A 17,143-nucleotide genomic window follows, 5' to 3' on the forward strand; every position below is an offset into this window, starting at 1 on the left:
CTTGAGGACTGTGTCTGAGGCATGCCCTCAGCCATGCTGCGATGACGGCTCCTGTGCCCTGCTCCGCATCGACCGGTGAGAGCCGGTTCCGCGGATGCATCACGAGTTGCCAGAGCACACCTTCCGCCGGGCAACCCACCCCTCGTCGTCGAGGGAGGGAAGTGCAGGGGGGAGAACCGTGCGCGACACACCCGACCTCGGGGGTCGCTCACGAACAGACAAGGAGTCGGTCCTCCCGGACCGGCCGACCACAGCAACGTACGGAGTAACCAGGTTGCCTACCATCAACCAGCTGGTCCGCAAGGGCCGCCAGGACAAGGCCTCCAAGGCCAAGACCCCGGCGCTCAAGGGCTCGCCCCAGCGCCGCGGCGTGTGCACCCGCGTGTACACCACCACCCCCAAGAAGCCGAACTCTGCCCTCCGCAAGGTCGCCCGTGTGCGCCTCAGCAGCGGCATCGAGGTCACGGCCTACATCCCGGGCGTCGGCCACAACCTGCAGGAGCACTCGATCGTGCTCGTGCGTGGTGGTCGTGTGAAGGACCTCCCCGGTGTTCGCTACAAGATCGTCCGCGGCACGCTCGACACCCAGGGTGTCAAGAACCGCAAGCAGGCTCGTAGCCGGTACGGCGCGAAGAAGGAGAAGAGCTGATGCCTCGTAAGGGACCCGCTCCGAAGCGCCCGCTCGTCGTCGACCCGGTCTACTCCAGCCCGCTCGTCACGCAGCTCGTCAACAAGATCCTCCTCGACGGCAAGAAGTCGATCGCCGAGACGATCGTCTACGGCGCCCTCGAGGGCTGCCGCCAGAAGACCGGCACCGACCCCGTCGCCACGCTCAAGCGTGCGCTCGACAACGTCAAGCCGGCCATGGAGGTCAAGTCCCGCCGCGTCGGTGGCGCGACCTACCAGGTGCCGATCGAGGTCAAGCCGGGCCGCAGCACGACGCTCGCCCTGCGCTGGCTCGTCGGCTACGCCCGTCAGCGTCGCGAGAAGACGATGACCGAGCGCCTCATGAACGAGATCCTCGACGCGAGCAACGGCCTCGGCGCCGCTGTCAAGCGCCGCGAGGACACCCACAAGATGGCCGAGTCCAACAAGGCCTTCGCGCACTACCGCTGGTGAACAGCGCCGTCGGGTCGGCGGGAGGCCGCCGACCCGACGGATCCGCGGAACCCGGCCCGGCGGCATACGGCCGCTGGAGCACCGCACCCGCAGCTGGGCCGACGAGGCCCGACACAGATTTCCCACCACGAATGAGACGAGACAACTGACGTGGCACTCGACGTCCTGACGGACCTCAAGAAGGTTCGCAACATCGGCATCATGGCGCACATCGACGCTGGCAAGACGACGGTGACGGAGCGCATCCTCTTCTACACCGGTGTCAACCACAAGATCGGTGAGACCCACGACGGTGCGTCGACCACCGACTGGATGGAGCAGGAGAAGGAGCGCGGCATCACGATCACGTCCGCCGCGGTCACCTCCTTCTGGAACGGCACCCAGATCAACATCATCGACACGCCCGGCCACGTCGACTTCACGGTCGAGGTCGAGCGCTCCCTGCGCGTCCTCGACGGCGCCGTCGCCGTCTTCGACGGCAAGGAGGGTGTCGAGCCCCAGTCCGAGACGGTCTGGCGCCAGGCCGACAAGTACGACGTGCCGCGCATCTGCTTCGTCAACAAGATGGACAAGCTCGGTGCCGACTTCTACTTCACCGTGCAGACGATCAAGGACCGCCTGGGTGCCGAGCCGCTCGTCATGCAGCTGCCGATCGGCGCCGAGAACGACTTCGTTGGGGTCATCGACCTCATCGAGATGCGTGCCCTCGTGTGGCCCGGCGACGCCAAGGGCGACGTGACCATGGGCGCCAAGTACGAGGTCCAGGACATCCCGGCCGACATGCAGGAGAAGGCCGACGAGTACCGCATGGCCCTCGTCGAGCGCGTGGCCGAGGCCGACGACGAGCTCATGGAGAAGTACCTCGGTGGCGAGGAGCTCACGGTCGACGAGCTCAAGGCCGGCGTCCGCAAGCTCACGGTCAGCTCCGAGCTGTACCCGGTGTTCTGTGGCTCCGCGTTCAAGAACCGCGGTGTCCAGCCGATGCTCGACGCCGTCGTCGCCTACCTGCCCTCGCCGCTCGACGTGCCCCCGATGATCGGCCACAAGCCGGGCAACGAGGAGGTCGAGCTGACGCGTGCGCCGAGCAAGGACGAGCCGTTCTCGGCCCTCGCCTTCAAGGTCGCTGCGCACCCGTTCTTCGGCACGCTGACCTTCATCCGCGTCTACTCCGGCCACATCTCCTCCGGCACCCAGGTCATCAACTCGACCAAGGGCAAGAAGGAGCGCATCGGCAAGCTCTTCCAGATGCACGCCAACAAGGAGAACCCGGTCGAGGACGCGCAGGCCGGCCACATCTACGCGGCCATCGGTCTCAAGGACACGACGACGGGCGACACCCTGTCCGACATCAACGAGCCGATCGTCCTCGAGTCGATGACCTTCCCCGACCCGGTCATCCAGGTCGCCATCGAGCCGAAGACGAAGGGTGACCAGGAGAAGCTCTCCACGGCCATCCAGAAGCTCTCCGCCGAAGACCCGACCTTCCAGGTCCACCTCGACGAGGACACCGGCCAGACCATCATCGCCGGCATGGGCGAGCTCCACCTCGACATCCTCGTCGACCGCATGAAGCGCGAGTTCAAGGTCGAGGCCAACGTCGGCAAGCCGCAGGTCGCCTACCGCGAGACGATCCGTCGCGCCGTCGAGAAGTACGACTACACGCACAAGAAGCAGACCGGTGGTTCGGGCCAGTTCGCCAAGGTCCAGGTGACCTTCGAGCCCTTGGGCGAGACCGAGGACGGCTCGATGTACGAGTTCGTCAACGCCGTCACCGGTGGTCGCGTCCCCCGTGAGTACATCCCGTCGGTCGACGCCGGTATCCAGGACGCCATGCAGTACGGCGTGCTCGCCGGCTACCCGCTCGTCGGCATCAAGGCGACCCTCGTCGACGGTGCCTACCACGACGTCGACTCGTCCGAGATGGCGTTCAAGATCGCCGGCTCGATGGTCCTCAAGGAGGCCATCAGGAAGGCGGACCCCGTGCTTCTCGAGCCGATGATGGCCGTCGAGGTGCGTACGCCCGAGGAGTACATGGGCGACGTCATCGGCGACATCAACTCCCGCCGTGGCCAGATCCAGGCCATGGAGGACATCAGCGGTGCCAAGGTCGTCCGCGGCCTCGTCCCGCTGTCGGAGATGTTCGGGTACGTCGGTGACCTGCGGTCGAAGACCCAGGGTCGCGCCAACTACTCCATGGAGTTCGACTCCTATGCAGAGGTCCCCAAGGCTGTCGCCGAGGAGATCATCAAGAAGACCCGCGGCGAGTGACAACGGGGCATCCCGTAGTCTCTTCCGAGGAATCCACCCCAACAGCGCCACGTCCTGCCCTGGTCGTACGGCGTAACACAAGAAAGTCCTGAGGAGGACCACAGTGGCGAAGGCAAAGTTCGAGCGGACCAAGCCGCACGTCAACATCGGCACCATCGGTCACATCGACCACGGCAAGACGACGCTGACGGCTGCGATTTCCAAGGTCCTGCACGACAAGTACCCGGACCTCAACCCCCAGTTCGCGTTCGAGGACATCGACAAGGCTCCCGAGGAGCGCCAGCGCGGTATCACCATCTCGATCGCGCACATCGAGTACCAGACGGCGACGCGTCACTACGCGCACGTCGACTGCCCCGGTCACGCTGACTACGTCAAGAACATGATCACGGGTGCGGCCCAGATGGACGGTGCGATCCTCGTCGTCGCCGCCACCGACGGCCCCATGCCGCAGACGAAGGAGCACGTCCTCCTGGCCCGCCAGGTCGGCGTCCCCTACATCGTCGTGGCGCTCAACAAGGCCGACATGGTCGACGACGAGGAGATCCTCGAGCTCGTCGAGATGGAGGTCCGTGAGCTCCTCTCGTCCTACGAGTTCCCCGGCGACGACCTCCCGGTCGTCCAGGTCTCCGCTCTCAAGGCCCTCGAGGGCGACGAGAAGTGGGGCCAGTCGGTCCTCGACCTGATGGACGCCGTCGACAACTCCATCCCGGAGCCCGAGCGCGACGTCGACAAGCCGTTCCTCATGCCCGTTGAGGACGTCTTCACGATCACCGGTCGTGGCACGGTCGTCACCGGCCGTATCGAGCGCGGCATCCTCAAGGTCAACGAGGAGGTCGAGATCGTCGGCATCCGTCCCGGCTCGACCAAGACGACGGTCACCGGTGTCGAGATGTTCCGCAAGCTCCTCGACGAGGGTCGCGCGGGTGAGAACGTCGGTCTGCTCCTTCGTGGCACCAAGCGCGAGGACGTCGAGCGCGGCCAGGTCATCTGCAAGCCGGGCTCGATCACCCCGCACACCGAGTTCGAGGCTCAGGTCTACATCCTGTCCAAGGACGAGGGCGGCCGTCACACGCCGTTCTACGACAACTACCGTCCGCAGTTCTACTTCCGTACGACGGACGTCACGGGTGTCGTTCACCTGCCCGAGGGCACCGAGATGGTCATGCCCGGCGACAACACCGACATGAAGGTCGAGCTCATCCAGCCGATCGCCATGGAGGACGGCCTCAAGTTCGCCATCCGTGAGGGTGGCCGCACGGTCGGCGCCGGTCGCGTCACCAAGATCCTCAAGTGATCTGACGCTGCTGACGCAGCACTTCGGAAGGGCCCGGTCCGCTTCGGCGGATCGGGCCCTTTCCTTTGGGCGCTGAGAGCGCCGGGTGCGCGCCGGGTGCGCCGGGTGGGCGACGCGGCTCGCGACGAGAGCGTCGGCGGCCGTATGCCGCTCACGCGTGCTTCCGGCGTCAGTGGCCGCCGCCGATGTCGCTCGCCACGTCACCCACCCTGCGCTGCCGATGTCGCTCGCCACGTCACCCACACCCCGCTGCTGCTGTCGCTCGCCACGTCACCCACACCCCGCTGCTGCTGTCGCTCGCCACGTCACCCACACCCCGCTGCTGCTGTCGCTCGCCACGTCACCCACACCCCGCTGCTGCTGTCGCTCGCCACGTCACCCACACCCCGCTGCTGCTGTCGCTCGCCACGTCACCCACACCCCGCTGCTGCTGTCGCTCGCCACGTCACCCACACCCCGCTGCTGCTGTCGCTCGCCACGTCACCCACACCCCGCTGCTGCTGTCGCTCGCCACGTCACCCACACCCCGCTGCTGCTGTCGCTCGCCACGTCACCCACCCCCCGCTGCTGCTGTCGCTCGCCACGTCACCCACCCCGCGCCGCGGCTACAGGGGTGGGAGGCCGAGGACCTCGCGGAAGGCGGTCTCGACCGCGTCTGCCCGGTCGTGGCCCCCCATGGTGCCGGTGACGAAGGCGAACGCGTACCCGTCCTGCGGGCAGGCCCATCCGAGGCTGCCGCCGATCCCGCCCATGCCGTAGCCGGCGTCGTCGACGGCGAACCCGAGGCCCCAGGCCCGCTCGGCGCCGCCCATGACGCGGTCGACTCCCCGAGCCTGGGCGGATGTGGACTTGTCCCGCAGGGATGGGGAGATGATCCGCCCGGCGAGCAGGGCGGCATACAGCCCGGCCACGCCGCGGGCCGTCCCGTGGCCGTTGATCGCGGGAATCTCCGCACGCCGGAAGGCGGCGCTGTTGACGGTGTCGGGGTCGAGGGCTCCCGGCGGGTTGAGCAGGGCTCGGCGCAGCAGGTCCGGGCGTTCGGGCGACTCCAGGTCGTCTGCGAGGTGGGCAACGCCGGTGAGGTCGACCGCGCGCGCGAGGTCGGCCTCGCCCAGGCCGACCTGGAAGTCGAGCCCGTTGGGTGCGCAGATCTCGTCGCGGAGGAAGCCGCCGAGCGTCCGGCCGTCGATGCGGCGGACGAGCTCACCGACGAGGTGGCCGTAGAAGAGCGCGCTCTCGCCGATCGCCATCCCGGACTGCCAGAGCGGCTCCTCGCGGGCGAGCTGCGCGCAGAGGGCGTCCCAGTCGAGCAGCAGGTCGGGCGAGGCGGGATCGGCGAGGGCGACAAGGCCGACCTGGTGGGAGAGCAGCTGGCGGACGGTCGCCCCAGCTCGGAACTCGGGCCAGTGTCGCTGGACCGGGTCGTCGAGGTCGAGCCGGCCTCTGTCGACGAGGACGAGGGCGCACAGGGCGGTGAACGCCTTGGTGACCGAGTAGGGCATGACGATGCTGTCGGGCTGCCAGGCCCGGGTCCGGCCGGCGTCGGCCCAGCCGCCCCAGAGGTCGACGACCCAGCGGCCGTCGTGCCAGGCCGCGACTGCGGCCCCGGTCCCGGACTGGGCCTCGACGACCTGCTGGAAGGCCTCGCGGACGGGCTCGAAGCCCTCTGCCACGATGCCGTCAACGCCGCCGGACTCCTCCCTCGCGCCATTCATGGCGCCAGCATGGCGTGACCCGGGGTTCCGCTCCACCGATTTCGGTGACGTATGCCGCTCGGCGGGCTCGTGCGCGGGACCGCGGGCGCGCCCGGGCCCACGGTCAGGCGCCGTCGAGGACGGTGAGGGCGCGGCCGACGATCTCGATCGAGTCGGTCGTGATGGGGTCGAGGACGAGCTGGACGTGGACCGCGCCCGCAGAGGCCATGGCGTGGAGGTGCTCGGAGATGGCCGCGGGGTCGCCCGGCACGGGTGTGACCGGGAGGTTGTAGGACCCGTCGCCCATCGTCCGGCCGACCCCGCCCTCGAGCTGGACGAGGACTGCCGCTGTCGCGCCGACGGCGCCGGGGGCGCGTCCGGCAGCCTGCGCCGACTCCTCGACCCGAGCCCTGAGGGCGACGAAGCCGTCGACGGTGTTGCCGTAGTCGCTCCACCACGTGTTCCACAGGTCGACGTGGGGCAGGCCGATCCGGAGCATCCGGGGGCTCGTCGAGCCGAGCATCAGGGGCGGCCCTCCCGGTCGTGACGGTCGAGGGTCGAGGACGCAGTCGACGACCTCGTGGTAGCGACCGCGGAAGTCCGAGCGACCGTCGCGGACGAGCTCCCGGATGATGGTGAACGCCTCCTCGAACCGGGAGACCCGATGGTCGAAGGGAAAGCCGAAGGCGGTGTACTCCCGCTCGTTCCAGCCGGCGCCGAGCCCGAGGACGATCCGGCCCCCGGAGATCGCGTCGACCGTGGTCGCCTGCTTGGCGAGCATCGCCGGTGCGTGGAAGCTGGTCGACGCGACGAACGGCCCGAGCTCGACGCGCTCGGTCACGGCCGCGAGCGCGGCGAGGGACGTCCAGGCCTCCCACGGCCCGCGGGTGACCCCGCCCGGGAGGTCGTAGAGGAGGTGGTCGCCGAGCCAGAGCGAGTCGAGCCCGACGTCCTCCGCCGTGCGCGCCATGGTGACGAGCTCGGGCCAGTCGACGCGTCGCTCCACCTCGGGGAGCTGCACGCCGACCTTGAGGGCGCGTGACGTGCTCATGCCACGCGGGCCGTCGTGTAGCGGACGTGCTGGGTGAGGTGGAGGCGCCCGTCGTCGCCGCGGTCGCCCTCGAGCGCCTCCTCGACCTCGGCGAGCACGCCCGGCAGCTCGCTCTCGGGCACGCTCGCCCAGACCTGGCGCAGCCCGACGCCCATCGTCCACGTGCGCCACGCTGTGGCGTCGGGGAGCGTGACGACGAGCGGCTCGACCACCGTCGCGACCTCGCTCGCCCCGCAGGCCGTGAAGAGGTCCTCGAGCAACTCCGAGCGTGCGAACGGTCCACGCGTGCCCGTCGTCCGCGGGTCGAGTACCCCGGCGGGGGCGTGTGCGAGGATCGCGGCCTCGGCGGCGGCCCAGTGCTCGTCGATGGCACCGAAGGTCGTGATCCCGAGGCGGCCCGAGCCCGGTCGCAGCAACTCGAGCCAGGCGCGCAGCGTGGACTCCGGGTCGGGGTCGAAGAAGAGCACGAGGGACGCGGTGACGACGTCGAAGCGCTCCGGGCCGAGGCTCGCCGGGCCGGCCTCGCCGACGACGGTGTTGATCCCCGTGACCCCGCGCTCGATGGCCTCCTGCTCGAGCAGGGCGATCATGGCGGGCGAGAGGTCGACGGCCGTGACGTGCCCGGTCGGTCCCACCGCCTCACGCAGCCGGAAGGTGACCGCCCCGCGGCCGGCCCCGATGTCGAGGGCGTGCTCGCCGGGCTGGGGCGCGAGGAGCGTCACGAGGCGCTCGCCGATGGGCCCGAACCACGGCACGCCGCTCTGGTCGTAGACGGGGGCGAGCTGGTCGAAGAGGGCGGCCACTCCGGCTCGCCGTTGCTGGGCCTCGGTCATGGCCACATCGTCCCCCGCGCAGGGCCGTGCGTCCCGGCTTCGGGCGAGGCGCTTCTCGCGTGGCGGGTCGTCACATCGCCGTGCCCATCCGCGTCAGTGGCTGGGGCCGCCAGAACCAGGGGGTGACCTCCGCGAGCAGGTCGGTGACACGCGCGCGCACGAGGGCGGCGTGCTTGATTCCCACGGCCTGCTCGTCGTGAACCACCTCCTGGCCGAGCGCGACGTGCAGCGACCTCAGGGTGTGCATGGTGTTGCTCGCCTCGGCCGGCACCGGGCCGGGGGAGCCCGACGCGAAGAGGTCGTGGACGTGTGCCAGCCACCCGGTCGCGGTCGCGGTGGACAGCCCCGGGCGGGCGAGCACGAGGCAGACGGCGCGGGCGACCCGGTCGTCCTCCTGGTCGCGCCAGACGTGGACGGTTGGGGCGACGAGCCGTCGGGCGAGCGCGTCGAGCAGGGCGTCGGGATCGCCGACGCCGGCCGCGCCGCAGGCGCCGATGAAGTCGGCACCGTGGGCCACGGCATGCACCCACCCGACCTCCGGGTCGTGACCGCGCAGGTCCTCCTCGCCGACGTACCACCGCGTCACGGCGGGAACCCACGTCGTGCCGAAGTCGCCTGCTGCGACGAGGGCGCCGAGGACGAGGGGCGCGAAAGAGCGGGCCTCGCTGCGCTCGTGGCCGAGGCGCTCGAGCATGGCGGAGGCGAGCCACGTCCGGTCGGCCGGGCCGAGGGCGCCGCCGCGCACGAGCCGGGCGAGAGCGGCATACGCCCCGGCGTCCCGGACGTCGGGATCCGGCGAGCCAAGGTCGTCGACAAGCGCGCGGAGAGAGATGTCGGGCACGGGCGCCGATCCTGCCACCGGCCGACCCGTCCCCGGCCGCCGGGGGCGCGGCCGACGGGAGCGGCCGACGGGGCCGCGGCCCGGGGCCGGGGAGGGCGGGACGCCGGCGGCGGATAGGGTCGGGGGCCATGGCGCACTCGTTCGACACCGACACCGAAGCCCAAGGACTCATCGACTACGTCGACGCGTCGCCGACTCCGTTCCACGCGTGCGCCCAGGCTGCGGCCCGCCTCGCAGAGGCCGGCTTCACGGAGGTCGTCGAGAGCGAGCCCTTCCCGACGGAGCCGGGGCGCCACTGGATCGTCCGGGGCGGGTCGCTCATCGCCTGGGACACGACGGGGGCCCATGGCGCGGGCGCCGGGCCGGCCGCGGGCTTCCGCGTCGTCGGGGCTCACACCGACAGCCCCAACCTCCGGCTCAAGCCGCACGCCGACCACGTCAAGGCGGGCTGGCAGATGCTCGCCGTCGAGCCCTACGGCGGTCTGCTCCACAACTCGTGGCTCGACCGCGACCTCGGCCTCGCGGGCCGGGTCGCCGTCCGCACGGCCGGGGGCGTCGAGGCGCGGCTCTTCCACGACACCGACCCGCTCCTGCGCGTCGCCCAGGTCGCGATCCACCTCGAGCGCGGCCAGAACGACGGGCTCGTGCTCAACCGCCAGCAGCACCTCGTGCCGCTCTGGGGCGTCGGCGACGAGCCCGGCGACGTCGTCGGCTACCTCGCCGAGCAGGTCGGCGCCGAGCGCGACGACCTCCTCGGCTGGGACGTCATGACCCACCCCGTCGAGCCGTCCTCGCGCATCGGGCGCGAGCGCGACCTCATCGCCGCTCCACGCCTCGACAACCTCGCCACGTCGTATGCCGCCGTGCGGGCGCTCGTCGACGCCGCCCGCTCCCAGCCGGGCCACGTGCCCGTCCTCGTCCTCTTCGACCACGAGGAGATCGGCAGCATGTCCGAGCGCGGCGCCATGTCGACGCTGCTCCCGTCGGTCCTCGAGCGGATCGTCGCGGCGGGCGGGGGGACACGCGACGACTACTGGCGCGCGATGGCGTCCACCGTCATCGCCTCCGGCGACATGGCCCACGCCACGCACCCCAACTATGCCGAGCTGCACGAGCCGATGCACCGCATCGCCGTCAACGGCGGCCCGGTCCTCAAGGTCAACACCAACCTGCGCTATGCCACCGACTCGATGGGGGAGGCCGCGTTCCGGCTCGCGTGCGAGCAGGCCGAGGTGCCGATGCAGACCTTCGTCGTGCGCAGCGACCTGCCGTGCGGCTCGACCGTCGGCCCGATGACCTCCGCCCTCACCGGCGCGACGACCGTCGACTTCGGCGCGCCGACCCTGTCGATGCACAGCGCGCGGGAGCTCTGCGGCGCCGAGGACCCCGCGATGTACGCCGGCGCGCTCAGCGCCTTCCTCGCCCCGCGCCGGGCCTGAGCGGGCCCCCGAAGGCGGCCCAGCGGCATACGGACCGGTGCGTCCTGGGGTGCCCGCGGGGGAGGTTCGCTGATGTGCTCCGGTGCCGCGACGCGCCATGGGATCAGCGGTGCCGGGCCGGGCTTGGCCGATTTGATACATGGATGCGCCCTCTGGCACACTGTTGAGGTTGCTTGACGCGCGTCGCTGACCCATGTCGGCGGCGCCGCCCCTCGCTGTGTGCGCCAAATGGTGTGCCGCTGGACTCGTCCGAGGCCCGAGGGAAGCGCAAGTTACCCGGTTCGGCCGGGCTCCAACCATGGTTGTGGCACTGAAGTGCGCACTTCCACCGCGAAGCGGGCGCGACACGCCCGACCGCGGGGGTCGGAGACCAAGGGAACCGGTCGCAAGAGTTCGGCGAGAGAGAGACGTAACGGAGATGGCGGGACAGAAGATCCGCATCCGCTTGAAGTCGTATGACCACGAGGTCATCGACAACTCGGCGCGCAAGATTGTCGACACGGTCACGCGTGCCGGCGCCACTGTGGTGGGCCCGGTTCCGCTGCCGACGGAGAAGAACGTCTTCGTCGTCATCCGGTCGCCGCACAAGTACAAGGACAGCCGCGAGCACTTCGAGATGCGCACCCACAAGCGCCTCATCGACATCATCGACCCGACGCCCAAGGCCGTCGACTCGCTGATGCGTCTCGACCTGCCGGCGGACGTCAACATCGAGATCAAGCTCTGAGGCGGTGGCTGAGATGACTGTTGCTCAGAAGACTGTCAAGGGCGTGCTCGGCGAGAAGCTCGGCATGACCCAGGTGTGGGACGCCGACAACCGGCTCGTCCCCGTGACCGTGGTCAAGGCCGGCCCCTGCGTCGTGACGCAGGTGCGCGCCGACGAGACCGACGGCTACTCCGCTGTCCAGATCGCCTTCGGTGCGATCGACCCGCGCAAGGTGAACAAGCCGATGACGGGCCACTTCGAGAAGGCCGGCGTGACGCCGCGCCGCCACCTCGTCGAGCTGCGCACGTCCGACGCGGGCGACTACGAGCTCGGCCAGGAGATCACCGCCGAGGTGTTCGAGGCCGGCCAGCGCATCGACGCAACGGGCACGACCAAGGGCAAGGGCTTCGCCGGTGTCATGAAGCGTCACGGCTTCGCCGGTGTCTCGTCCTCCCACGGTGCGCACCGCAACCACCGCAAGCCGGGTTCCATCGGCGGCTGCTCGACCCCGGGCCGTGTCTTCAAGGGCATGCGCATGGCTGGTCGCATGGGTGGCGTTCGCCAGACGACCCAGAACCTCCAGATCCACGCCGTTGACGCCGAGAAGGGTCTGCTGCTCATCAAGGGTGCCGTCCCCGGCCCCCGCGGTGGCATCGTCCTGATCCGCACGGCTGCGAAGGGCTGAACGACATGACGAACCTTCCTGCTGACATCTTCGATGTCCAGACCAACGTCCCGCTGATCCACCAGGTCGTGGTGGCCCAGCTCGCGGCGGCTCGTCAGGGCACGCACTCCACCAAGACCCGCGGCGAGGTCCGCGGTGGTGGCCGCAAGCCCTACCGCCAGAAGGGCACCGGCCGCGCGCGCCAGGGCTCGACCCGTGCGCCGCAGTTCGCCGGTGGTGGCGTCGTCCACGGCCCGCAGCCGCGCGACTACGTGCAGCGCACCCCCAAGAAGATGAAGGCCGCCGCCCTGCGCGGTGCGCTCTCCGACCGCGCTCGTTACGACCGCATCCACGTCGTCGACTCGATCGTCTCGGGTGACGTCCCCTCGGCGAAGGCCGCCGCGGCCGTTCTCGCCGGCCTGACCGAGCGCCCCAACCTCCTCGTCGTGCTCGAGCGCGGCAACGAGGTCGCGCTCAAGTCGGTCCGCAACCTCCAGAACGTGCACGTCCTCGTCGCCGACCAGCTCAACACGTACGACGTGCTCTGCGCCGACGACATCGTCTTCACCCAGGCCGCGCTCGACGCCTTCGTCGCCGGTCCGGTCAAGGCCGACAAGGAGGCCTCCAAGTGAGCATCCACGCCAAGGACCCCCGCGACATCCTGATCGCGCCGGTCGTCTCGGAGAAGTCGTACGGGCTGCTCGACGAGGGCAAGTACACCTTCGTCGTCGACCCGCGCGCCAACAAGACCGAGATCAAGATCGCCATCGAGCAGATCTTCAACGTCAAGGTCGACAAGGTCCACACCCTGAACCGTCAGGGCAAGTCTCGTCGCACCCGTTTCGGCATCGGCAAGCGCAAGGACACCAAGCGTGCGATCGTCTCCCTCCGCGAGGGCTCGATCGACATCTTCGGTGCCGGCGCCTGAGATCGACGAAAGAATCTGAGGACACACGAACATGGGTATCCGTAAGTACAAGCCGACCACGCCGGGCCGTCGTGGCTCGTCGGTCGCCGACTTCGTCGAGATCACGCGCAGCACCCCGGAGAAGTCGCTGGTCCGCCCGCTGAGCAAGACGGGTGGCCGCAACAACGCCGGTCGCATCACGACGCGTCACATCGGTGGCGGCCACAAGCGCGCCTACCGCGTCATCGACTTCCGTCGCCACGACAAGGACGGCGTGCCGGCCAAGGTCGCTCACATCGAGTACGACCCCAACCGCACCGCGCGCATCGCGCTCGTCCAGTACGCCGACGGCGAGAAGCGCTACATCCTCGCCCCCAACAAGCTGAAGCAGGGCGACCCGATCGAGAACGGCCCCGCGGCCGACATCAAGCCGGGCAACTCGCTTCCGCTGCGCAACATCCCGGTGGGTACGGTCGTCCACGCGATCGAGCTCAAGCCCGGTGGTGGCGCGAAGATCGCCCGCTCCGCGGGTGCTCGCGTGCAGCTCGTCGCCAAGGACGGCCCCTACGCCCAGCTGCGTATGCCGTCCGGTGAGATCCGCAACGTCGACGCGCGCTGCCGCGCGACCGTCGGCGAGGTCGGCAACGCCGAGCAGAGCAACATCAACTGGGGCAAGGCCGGCCGCATGCGCTGGAAGGGCAAGCGCCCGACCGTCCGTGGTGTCGCCATGAACCCGGTCGACCACCCGCACGGTGGTGGTGAGGGCAAGACGTCCGGTGGACGTCACCCGGTCAGCCCGTGGGGCCAGGCCGAGGGCCGCACCCGCAAGGGACACAAGGAAAGCGACAAGCTCATCGTGCGTCGCCGTCGTACTGGCAAGAAGCGCTGATAAGGAGCCTTTGGAATGCCTCGTAGCCTGAAGAAGGGCCCCTTCATCGACGACCACCTTCAGAAGAAGGTGGACGCCCAGAACGAAGCGGGCACCAAGAACGTCATCAAGACCTGGTCGCGTCGTTCGGTCGTCAGCCCGGACATGCTCGGTCACACCTTCGCCGTCCACGACGGCCGCAAGCACGTCCCGGTGTTCGTCACCGAGTCGATGGTCGGCCACAAGCTCGGCGAGTTCGCACCGACCCGCACGTTCAAGGGTCACGTGAAGGACGACAAGAAGGGTCGTCGTCGCTGATGGCCACCGAATCCAAGGAAGAAGTCATGGAAGCCAAGGCTTCGGCGCGGCACGTCCGTGTCACCCCGCAGAAGGCTCGCCGTGTCGTGGACATGATCCGCGGCAAGGGCGCCACCGACGCCGTCACCGTCCTGCAGTTCGCGCCGCAGGCGGCCTCGGAGCCGGTCAAGAAGGTGCTCGAGAGCGCCATCGCCAACGCCCGGGTCAAGGCTGACCGCGAGTCGGTCGCGTTCGACGAGCGCAACCTCGTCATCAGCGCCGCCTTCGTCGACGAGGGCCCGACCATGAAGCGGTTCCGCCCGCGTGCCCAGGGCCGCGCCGGTCGCATCAACAAGCGGACGAGCCACATCACCGTCGTCGTCACCCAGCCGGAGAACAAGAAGGGAGCCCGCTGATGGGTCAGAAGGTCAACCCCCATGGCTTCCGTCTCGGCATCACCACGGACCACAAGAGCCGCTGGTTCGCCGACTCGACGAAGTCGGGCCAGCGCTACCGCGACTACGTCAAGGAAGATGTCGCCATCCGTCGCCTGATGGAGAAGGGCATGGAGCGCGCCGGCATCTCCAAGGTCGAGATCGAGCGCACCCGTGACCGCGTCCGCGTCGACATCCACACCGCGCGTCCGGGCATCGTCATCGGTCGCCGTGGCGCCGAGGCCGACCGCATCCGCGGCGAGCTCGAGAAGCTCACGGGCAAGCAGGTCCAGCTGAACATCCTCGAGGTCAAGAACCCCGAGGTCGACGCCCAGCTGGTCGCCCAGGGCATCGCCGAGCAGCTCTCCGCCCGCGTCTCCTTCCGTCGCGCCATGCGCAAGGGCATGCAGTCCGCCCAGCGCGCCGGTGCCAAGGGCATCCGCGTCCAGGTCTCCGGCCGCCTCAACGGCGCCGAGATGAGCCGGACCGAGTTCTACCGCGAGGGTCGCGTCCCGCTCCACACGCTGCGCGCGCAGATCGACTACGGCTTCTACGAGGCTCGTACGACGTTCGGCCGCATCGGCGTCAAGGTGTGGATCTACAAGGGCGACATGACGGCGAAGGAGCTCGCGGCCCAGCAGGCCGCCGCCCCGCGCCCGTCCCGTGGCCCGCGTCGTGACGGCGCCGACCGCCCGAACCGCGCCCGTCGCGGTGACCGCAACGAGAACGCCGGCGCGCCGGCCGTGACCGACAACGCTGCTGCGGAGGCCCCGGCCGCCGCCAGCACCGAGAATGAGCAGGCCTGACCATGTTGATTCCCCGCCGAGTCAAGCACCGCAAGCAGCACCACCCGGACCGTCACGGTGCTGCCAAGGGTGGCACGAAGATCGCCTTTGGTGAGTACGGCATCCAGGCTCTCGAGCCGGCCTACGTGACCAACCGCCAGATCGAGTCCGCGCGTATCGCGATGACCCGCTACATCAAGCGTGGTGGAAAGGTCTGGATCAACATCTACCCGGACCGTCCCCTCACGAAGAAGCCCGCCGAGACCCGCATGGGTTCCGGTAAGGGTTCCCCCGAGTGGTGGATCGCCAACGTCAAGCCGGGCCGCGTCATGTTCGAGCTCTCGGGCGTGTCCGAGCCGGTTGCGCGTGAGGCCATGCGTCTCGCGATGCACAAGCTCCCCATGAAGTGCCGCTTCGTTCAGCGTGAGGGTGGTGACATCTGATGGCAGTTGGAACCAAGGACCTGGCTCCCGAGCAGCTGCGTGGTCTCGACGACACGAAGCTCGCCGACGAGCTGAAGAAGGCCAAGGAAGAGCTGTTCAACCTGCGTTTCCAGTCGGCCACCGGCCAGCTGGACAACCACGGCCGCCTGCGCGCGGTCAAGAAGGACATCGCGCGCATCTACACCGAGATGCGCGAGCGCGAGCTCGGCATCGGCTCGGCCCCCAAGGCGCCGGTGGCTCCGAAGGCGGACGCCAAGGCCGACAAGAAGGCCGAGAAGGACGCCGAGAAGGACGCCGAGAAGGCGGTCAAGGCCGAGAAGAAGGCCAAGAAGGCTGACAAGGCTGACAAGGCCGAGGCCGAGGAGGCCCAGGCATGAGCGACAAGAAGGACACCGTGACCGCGGACAGCACCGCCAGCGAGCGCAACTACCGCAAGACGCGTCAGGGCTACGTCGTCAGCGACAAGATGGACAAGACCGTCGTCGTCGAGGTCGAGGACCGCGTCAAGCACGCCCTCTACAGCAAGGTCATCCGTCGCACGAGCAAGGTCAAGGCGCACGACGAGAAGAACGAGGCCGGCATCGGCGACCGCGTGCTCATCATGGAGACGCGTCCGCTCTCCGCGACGAAGCACTGGCGTGTCGTCGAGATCCTCGAGAAGGCCAAGTAAGCCAACCCCCATTTCCGTTCGGCCAGGCTCGTCTGGGCAACCAGTGAGAACCGGCACGACGACAGGAGTTAGACAGTGATTCAGCAGGAGTCGCGACTGCGCGTCGCCGACAACACCGGTGCCAAGGAACTCCTTTGCATCCGTGTTCTCGGTGGTTCGGGCCGTCGATACGCCGGCATCGGCGACACGATCGTCGCCACCGTCAAGGACGCCATCCCGGGCGGCAACGTCAAGAAGGGTGACGTCGTCAAGGCGGTCATCGTCCGCACGGTCAAGGAGCGTCGCCGCGCCGACGGTTCCTACATCAAGTTCGACGAGAACGCAGCGGTCATCCTCAAGAACGACGGTGACCCGCGTGGCACCCGCATCTTCGGCCCGGTGGGCCGCGAGCTGCGCGAGAAGAAGTTCATGAAGATCATCTCGCTCGCTCCGGAGGTGCTGTGAACATGGCGAAGTCCACCAGCAAGATGAAGATCAAGAAGGGCGACCTCGTCCAGGTCATCTCCGGCCGCAGCCAGAAGAACGGCGGCGACCGGGGCAAGCAGGGCAAGGTCATCGCGGTCTACCCGGAGACCCAGCGCGTGCTGGTCGAGGGCATCAACCGCGTCACCAAGCACATCAAGGCCGGGGCCACCGCGCGTGGCACCCGGACCGGTGGCCTGACCCACACCGAGGCTGCGATCCACGTGAGCAACGTGGCCATCGTCGACCCGGAGTCGAAGAAGCCGACCCGCATCAAGACGCGTGTCGAGACCGTCGAGCGCGGCGGCCGCCAGAAGGCGTCCCGCGTCCGTGTCGCGGTCAAGTCGGACAAGGACCTCTGAGCC

At 69.1% G+C, this 17,143-nt stretch carries 22 protein-coding genes; 18 read left to right on the plus strand and 4 right to left on the minus strand.

Annotated elements, in window-relative coordinates:
• Positions 1-274: 274 nt before the first annotated feature.
• The 4 genes from rpsL (at position 275) to tuf (ending at position 4,684) form a co-directional block, all read left to right on the plus strand.
• The gene (gene rpsL, locus N865_RS03155) at positions 275-649 is read left to right on the plus strand and encodes a 30S ribosomal protein S12 (protein ID WP_020143255.1); all 375 of its coding nucleotides are present in this window, start codon (positions 275-277) and stop codon (positions 647-649) included.
• On the plus strand, positions 649-1,119 hold the full coding sequence (gene rpsG / locus N865_RS03160; protein WP_034801547.1) for a 30S ribosomal protein S7: 471 nt from the start codon (positions 649-651) through the stop codon (positions 1,117-1,119). The genes rpsL and rpsG overlap by 1 nt, the downstream gene beginning before the upstream one ends.
• A gap of 150 nt (positions 1,120-1,269) precedes the next feature.
• Entirely contained in the window at positions 1,270-3,387 is a 2,118-nt protein-coding gene (fusA, locus tag N865_RS03165) for an elongation factor G (protein WP_034801548.1), read from the plus strand.
• A gap of 103 nt (positions 3,388-3,490) precedes the next feature.
• Positions 3,491-4,684, plus strand: coding sequence for an elongation factor Tu (gene tuf / locus N865_RS03170; protein WP_034801550.1), 1,194 nt, complete (start codon positions 3,491-3,493; stop codon positions 4,682-4,684).
• A 605-nt stretch (positions 4,685-5,289) separates the two neighbouring features.
• Here the strand turns inward: tuf and N865_RS03175 are convergent.
• The 4 genes from N865_RS03175 to N865_RS03190 form a co-directional block, all read right to left on the minus strand.
• A complete protein-coding gene (locus N865_RS03175; RefSeq protein ID WP_051510026.1) occupies positions 5,290-6,399 on the minus strand; it encodes a serine hydrolase domain-containing protein in 1,110 nt (369 codons plus the stop codon).
• A 103-nt stretch (positions 6,400-6,502) separates the two neighbouring features.
• Positions 6,503-7,429 (minus strand): LLM class flavin-dependent oxidoreductase, encoded by a 927-nt coding sequence (locus N865_RS03180; protein ID WP_051510029.1) that lies wholly within the window; start codon positions 7,427-7,429, stop codon positions 6,503-6,505.
• Positions 7,426-8,262: a class I SAM-dependent methyltransferase gene (locus N865_RS21570; RefSeq protein WP_051510031.1), complete on the minus strand. Its 837-nt coding sequence runs from the start codon at positions 8,260-8,262 to the stop codon at positions 7,426-7,428. The genes N865_RS03180 and N865_RS21570 overlap by 4 nt, the downstream gene beginning before the upstream one ends.
• 70 nt (positions 8,263-8,332) lie before the next feature.
• A complete protein-coding gene (locus N865_RS03190) occupies positions 8,333-9,103 on the minus strand; it encodes a DUF2785 domain-containing protein (RefSeq protein WP_051510034.1) in 771 nt (256 codons plus the stop codon).
• 128 nt (positions 9,104-9,231) lie between these two features.
• On the opposite strand from N865_RS03190, the gene N865_RS03195 reads away from it, so the two are divergent.
• From N865_RS03195 to rplX, 14 genes are all read left to right on the plus strand, one after another.
• Positions 9,232-10,542, plus strand: coding sequence for a M18 family aminopeptidase (locus N865_RS03195; protein ID WP_034801552.1), 1,311 nt, complete (start codon positions 9,232-9,234; stop codon positions 10,540-10,542).
• A 418-nt stretch (positions 10,543-10,960) separates the two neighbouring features.
• Positions 10,961-11,269, plus strand: a complete 309-nt coding sequence (gene rpsJ / locus N865_RS03200) for a 30S ribosomal protein S10 (RefSeq protein ID WP_009775966.1) — start codon at positions 10,961-10,963, stop codon at positions 11,267-11,269.
• A gap of 13 nt (positions 11,270-11,282) precedes the next feature.
• Entirely contained in the window at positions 11,283-11,933 is a 651-nt protein-coding gene (rplC, locus tag N865_RS03205; protein WP_034801554.1) for a 50S ribosomal protein L3, read from the plus strand.
• 5 nt (positions 11,934-11,938) lie between these two features.
• On the plus strand, positions 11,939-12,544 hold the full coding sequence (rplD, locus tag N865_RS03210; RefSeq protein ID WP_034801556.1) for a 50S ribosomal protein L4: 606 nt from the start codon (positions 11,939-11,941) through the stop codon (positions 12,542-12,544).
• Entirely contained in the window at positions 12,541-12,840 is a 300-nt protein-coding gene (gene rplW / locus N865_RS03215) for a 50S ribosomal protein L23 (RefSeq protein ID WP_034801558.1), read from the plus strand. Before rplD ends, rplW begins: the two co-directional genes overlap by 4 nt.
• 31 nt (positions 12,841-12,871) lie before the next feature.
• Positions 12,872-13,708 (plus strand): 50S ribosomal protein L2, encoded by an 837-nt coding sequence (rplB, locus tag N865_RS03220; RefSeq protein WP_026864142.1) that lies wholly within the window; start codon positions 12,872-12,874, stop codon positions 13,706-13,708.
• A gap of 15 nt (positions 13,709-13,723) precedes the next feature.
• Positions 13,724-14,005 (plus strand): 30S ribosomal protein S19, encoded by a 282-nt coding sequence (gene rpsS, locus N865_RS03225; RefSeq protein ID WP_034801560.1) that lies wholly within the window; start codon positions 13,724-13,726, stop codon positions 14,003-14,005.
• 26 nt (positions 14,006-14,031) lie between these two features.
• Entirely contained in the window at positions 14,032-14,400 is a 369-nt protein-coding gene (gene rplV, locus N865_RS03230; RefSeq protein ID WP_051510037.1) for a 50S ribosomal protein L22, read from the plus strand.
• A complete protein-coding gene (rpsC, locus tag N865_RS03235) occupies positions 14,400-15,224 on the plus strand; it encodes a 30S ribosomal protein S3 (RefSeq protein WP_034801564.1) in 825 nt (274 codons plus the stop codon). Before rplV ends, rpsC begins: the two co-directional genes overlap by 1 nt.
• A gap of 2 nt (positions 15,225-15,226) precedes the next feature.
• Entirely contained in the window at positions 15,227-15,646 is a 420-nt protein-coding gene (gene rplP, locus N865_RS03240; protein WP_034801566.1) for a 50S ribosomal protein L16, read from the plus strand.
• Positions 15,646-16,023 (plus strand): 50S ribosomal protein L29, encoded by a 378-nt coding sequence (gene rpmC / locus N865_RS03245; RefSeq protein ID WP_034801568.1) that lies wholly within the window; start codon positions 15,646-15,648, stop codon positions 16,021-16,023. The genes rplP and rpmC overlap by 1 nt, the downstream gene beginning before the upstream one ends.
• Positions 16,020-16,316 (plus strand): 30S ribosomal protein S17, encoded by a 297-nt coding sequence (gene rpsQ, locus N865_RS03250; protein WP_034801570.1) that lies wholly within the window; start codon positions 16,020-16,022, stop codon positions 16,314-16,316. The genes rpmC and rpsQ overlap by 4 nt, the downstream gene beginning before the upstream one ends.
• A gap of 75 nt (positions 16,317-16,391) precedes the next feature.
• Positions 16,392-16,760, plus strand: a complete 369-nt coding sequence (rplN, locus tag N865_RS03255; protein WP_034801572.1) for a 50S ribosomal protein L14 — start codon at positions 16,392-16,394, stop codon at positions 16,758-16,760.
• Positions 16,761-16,762: 2 nt separating this feature from the next.
• Positions 16,763-17,140 (plus strand): 50S ribosomal protein L24, encoded by a 378-nt coding sequence (rplX, locus tag N865_RS03260; RefSeq protein ID WP_034801574.1) that lies wholly within the window; start codon positions 16,763-16,765, stop codon positions 17,138-17,140.
• Positions 17,141-17,143 lie beyond the last annotated feature (3 nt).

The sequence above is a fragment of the Intrasporangium oryzae NRRL B-24470 genome (assembly GCF_000576595.1).
GTDB lineage: Bacteria > Actinomycetota > Actinomycetes > Actinomycetales > Dermatophilaceae > Intrasporangium_C > Intrasporangium_C oryzae.

Bases quoted from the DNA above. Each gene is read 5' to 3' on its own strand.
- rpsS (WP_034801560.1), top strand. From the start codon at position 13,724: ATGCCTCGTAGCCTGAAGAAGGGCCCCTTCATCGACGACCACCTTCAG.
- rplP (WP_034801566.1), top strand. From the start codon at position 15,227: ATGTTGATTCCCCGCCGAGTCAAGCACCGCAAGCAGCACCACCCGGAC.
- rplV (WP_051510037.1), top strand. From the start codon at position 14,032: ATGGAAGCCAAGGCTTCGGCGCGGCACGTCCGTGTCACCCCGCAGAAG.
- N865_RS03180 (WP_051510029.1), bottom strand. From the start codon at position 7,429: ATGAGCACGTCACGCGCCCTCAAGGTCGGCGTGCAGCTCCCCGAGGTG.
- rplB (WP_026864142.1), top strand. From the start codon at position 12,872: ATGGGTATCCGTAAGTACAAGCCGACCACGCCGGGCCGTCGTGGCTCG.
- rplX (WP_034801574.1), top strand. From the start codon at position 16,763: ATGGCGAAGTCCACCAGCAAGATGAAGATCAAGAAGGGCGACCTCGTC.
- rplD (WP_034801556.1), top strand. From the start codon at position 11,939: ATGACGAACCTTCCTGCTGACATCTTCGATGTCCAGACCAACGTCCCG.
- rpsG (WP_034801547.1), top strand. From the start codon at position 649: ATGCCTCGTAAGGGACCCGCTCCGAAGCGCCCGCTCGTCGTCGACCCG.
- N865_RS03195 (WP_034801552.1), top strand. From the start codon at position 9,232: ATGGCGCACTCGTTCGACACCGACACCGAAGCCCAAGGACTCATCGAC.
- rplC (WP_034801554.1), top strand. From the start codon at position 11,283: ATGACTGTTGCTCAGAAGACTGTCAAGGGCGTGCTCGGCGAGAAGCTC.
- rpsJ (WP_009775966.1), top strand. From the start codon at position 10,961: ATGGCGGGACAGAAGATCCGCATCCGCTTGAAGTCGTATGACCACGAG.
- rpsC (WP_034801564.1), top strand. From the start codon at position 14,400: ATGGGTCAGAAGGTCAACCCCCATGGCTTCCGTCTCGGCATCACCACG.
- N865_RS03175 (WP_051510026.1), bottom strand. From the start codon at position 6,399: ATGAATGGCGCGAGGGAGGAGTCCGGCGGCGTTGACGGCATCGTGGCA.
- N865_RS21570 (WP_051510031.1), bottom strand. From the start codon at position 8,262: ATGACCGAGGCCCAGCAACGGCGAGCCGGAGTGGCCGCCCTCTTCGAC.
- rpsQ (WP_034801570.1), top strand. From the start codon at position 16,020: ATGAGCGACAAGAAGGACACCGTGACCGCGGACAGCACCGCCAGCGAG.
- rpmC (WP_034801568.1), top strand. From the start codon at position 15,646: ATGGCAGTTGGAACCAAGGACCTGGCTCCCGAGCAGCTGCGTGGTCTC.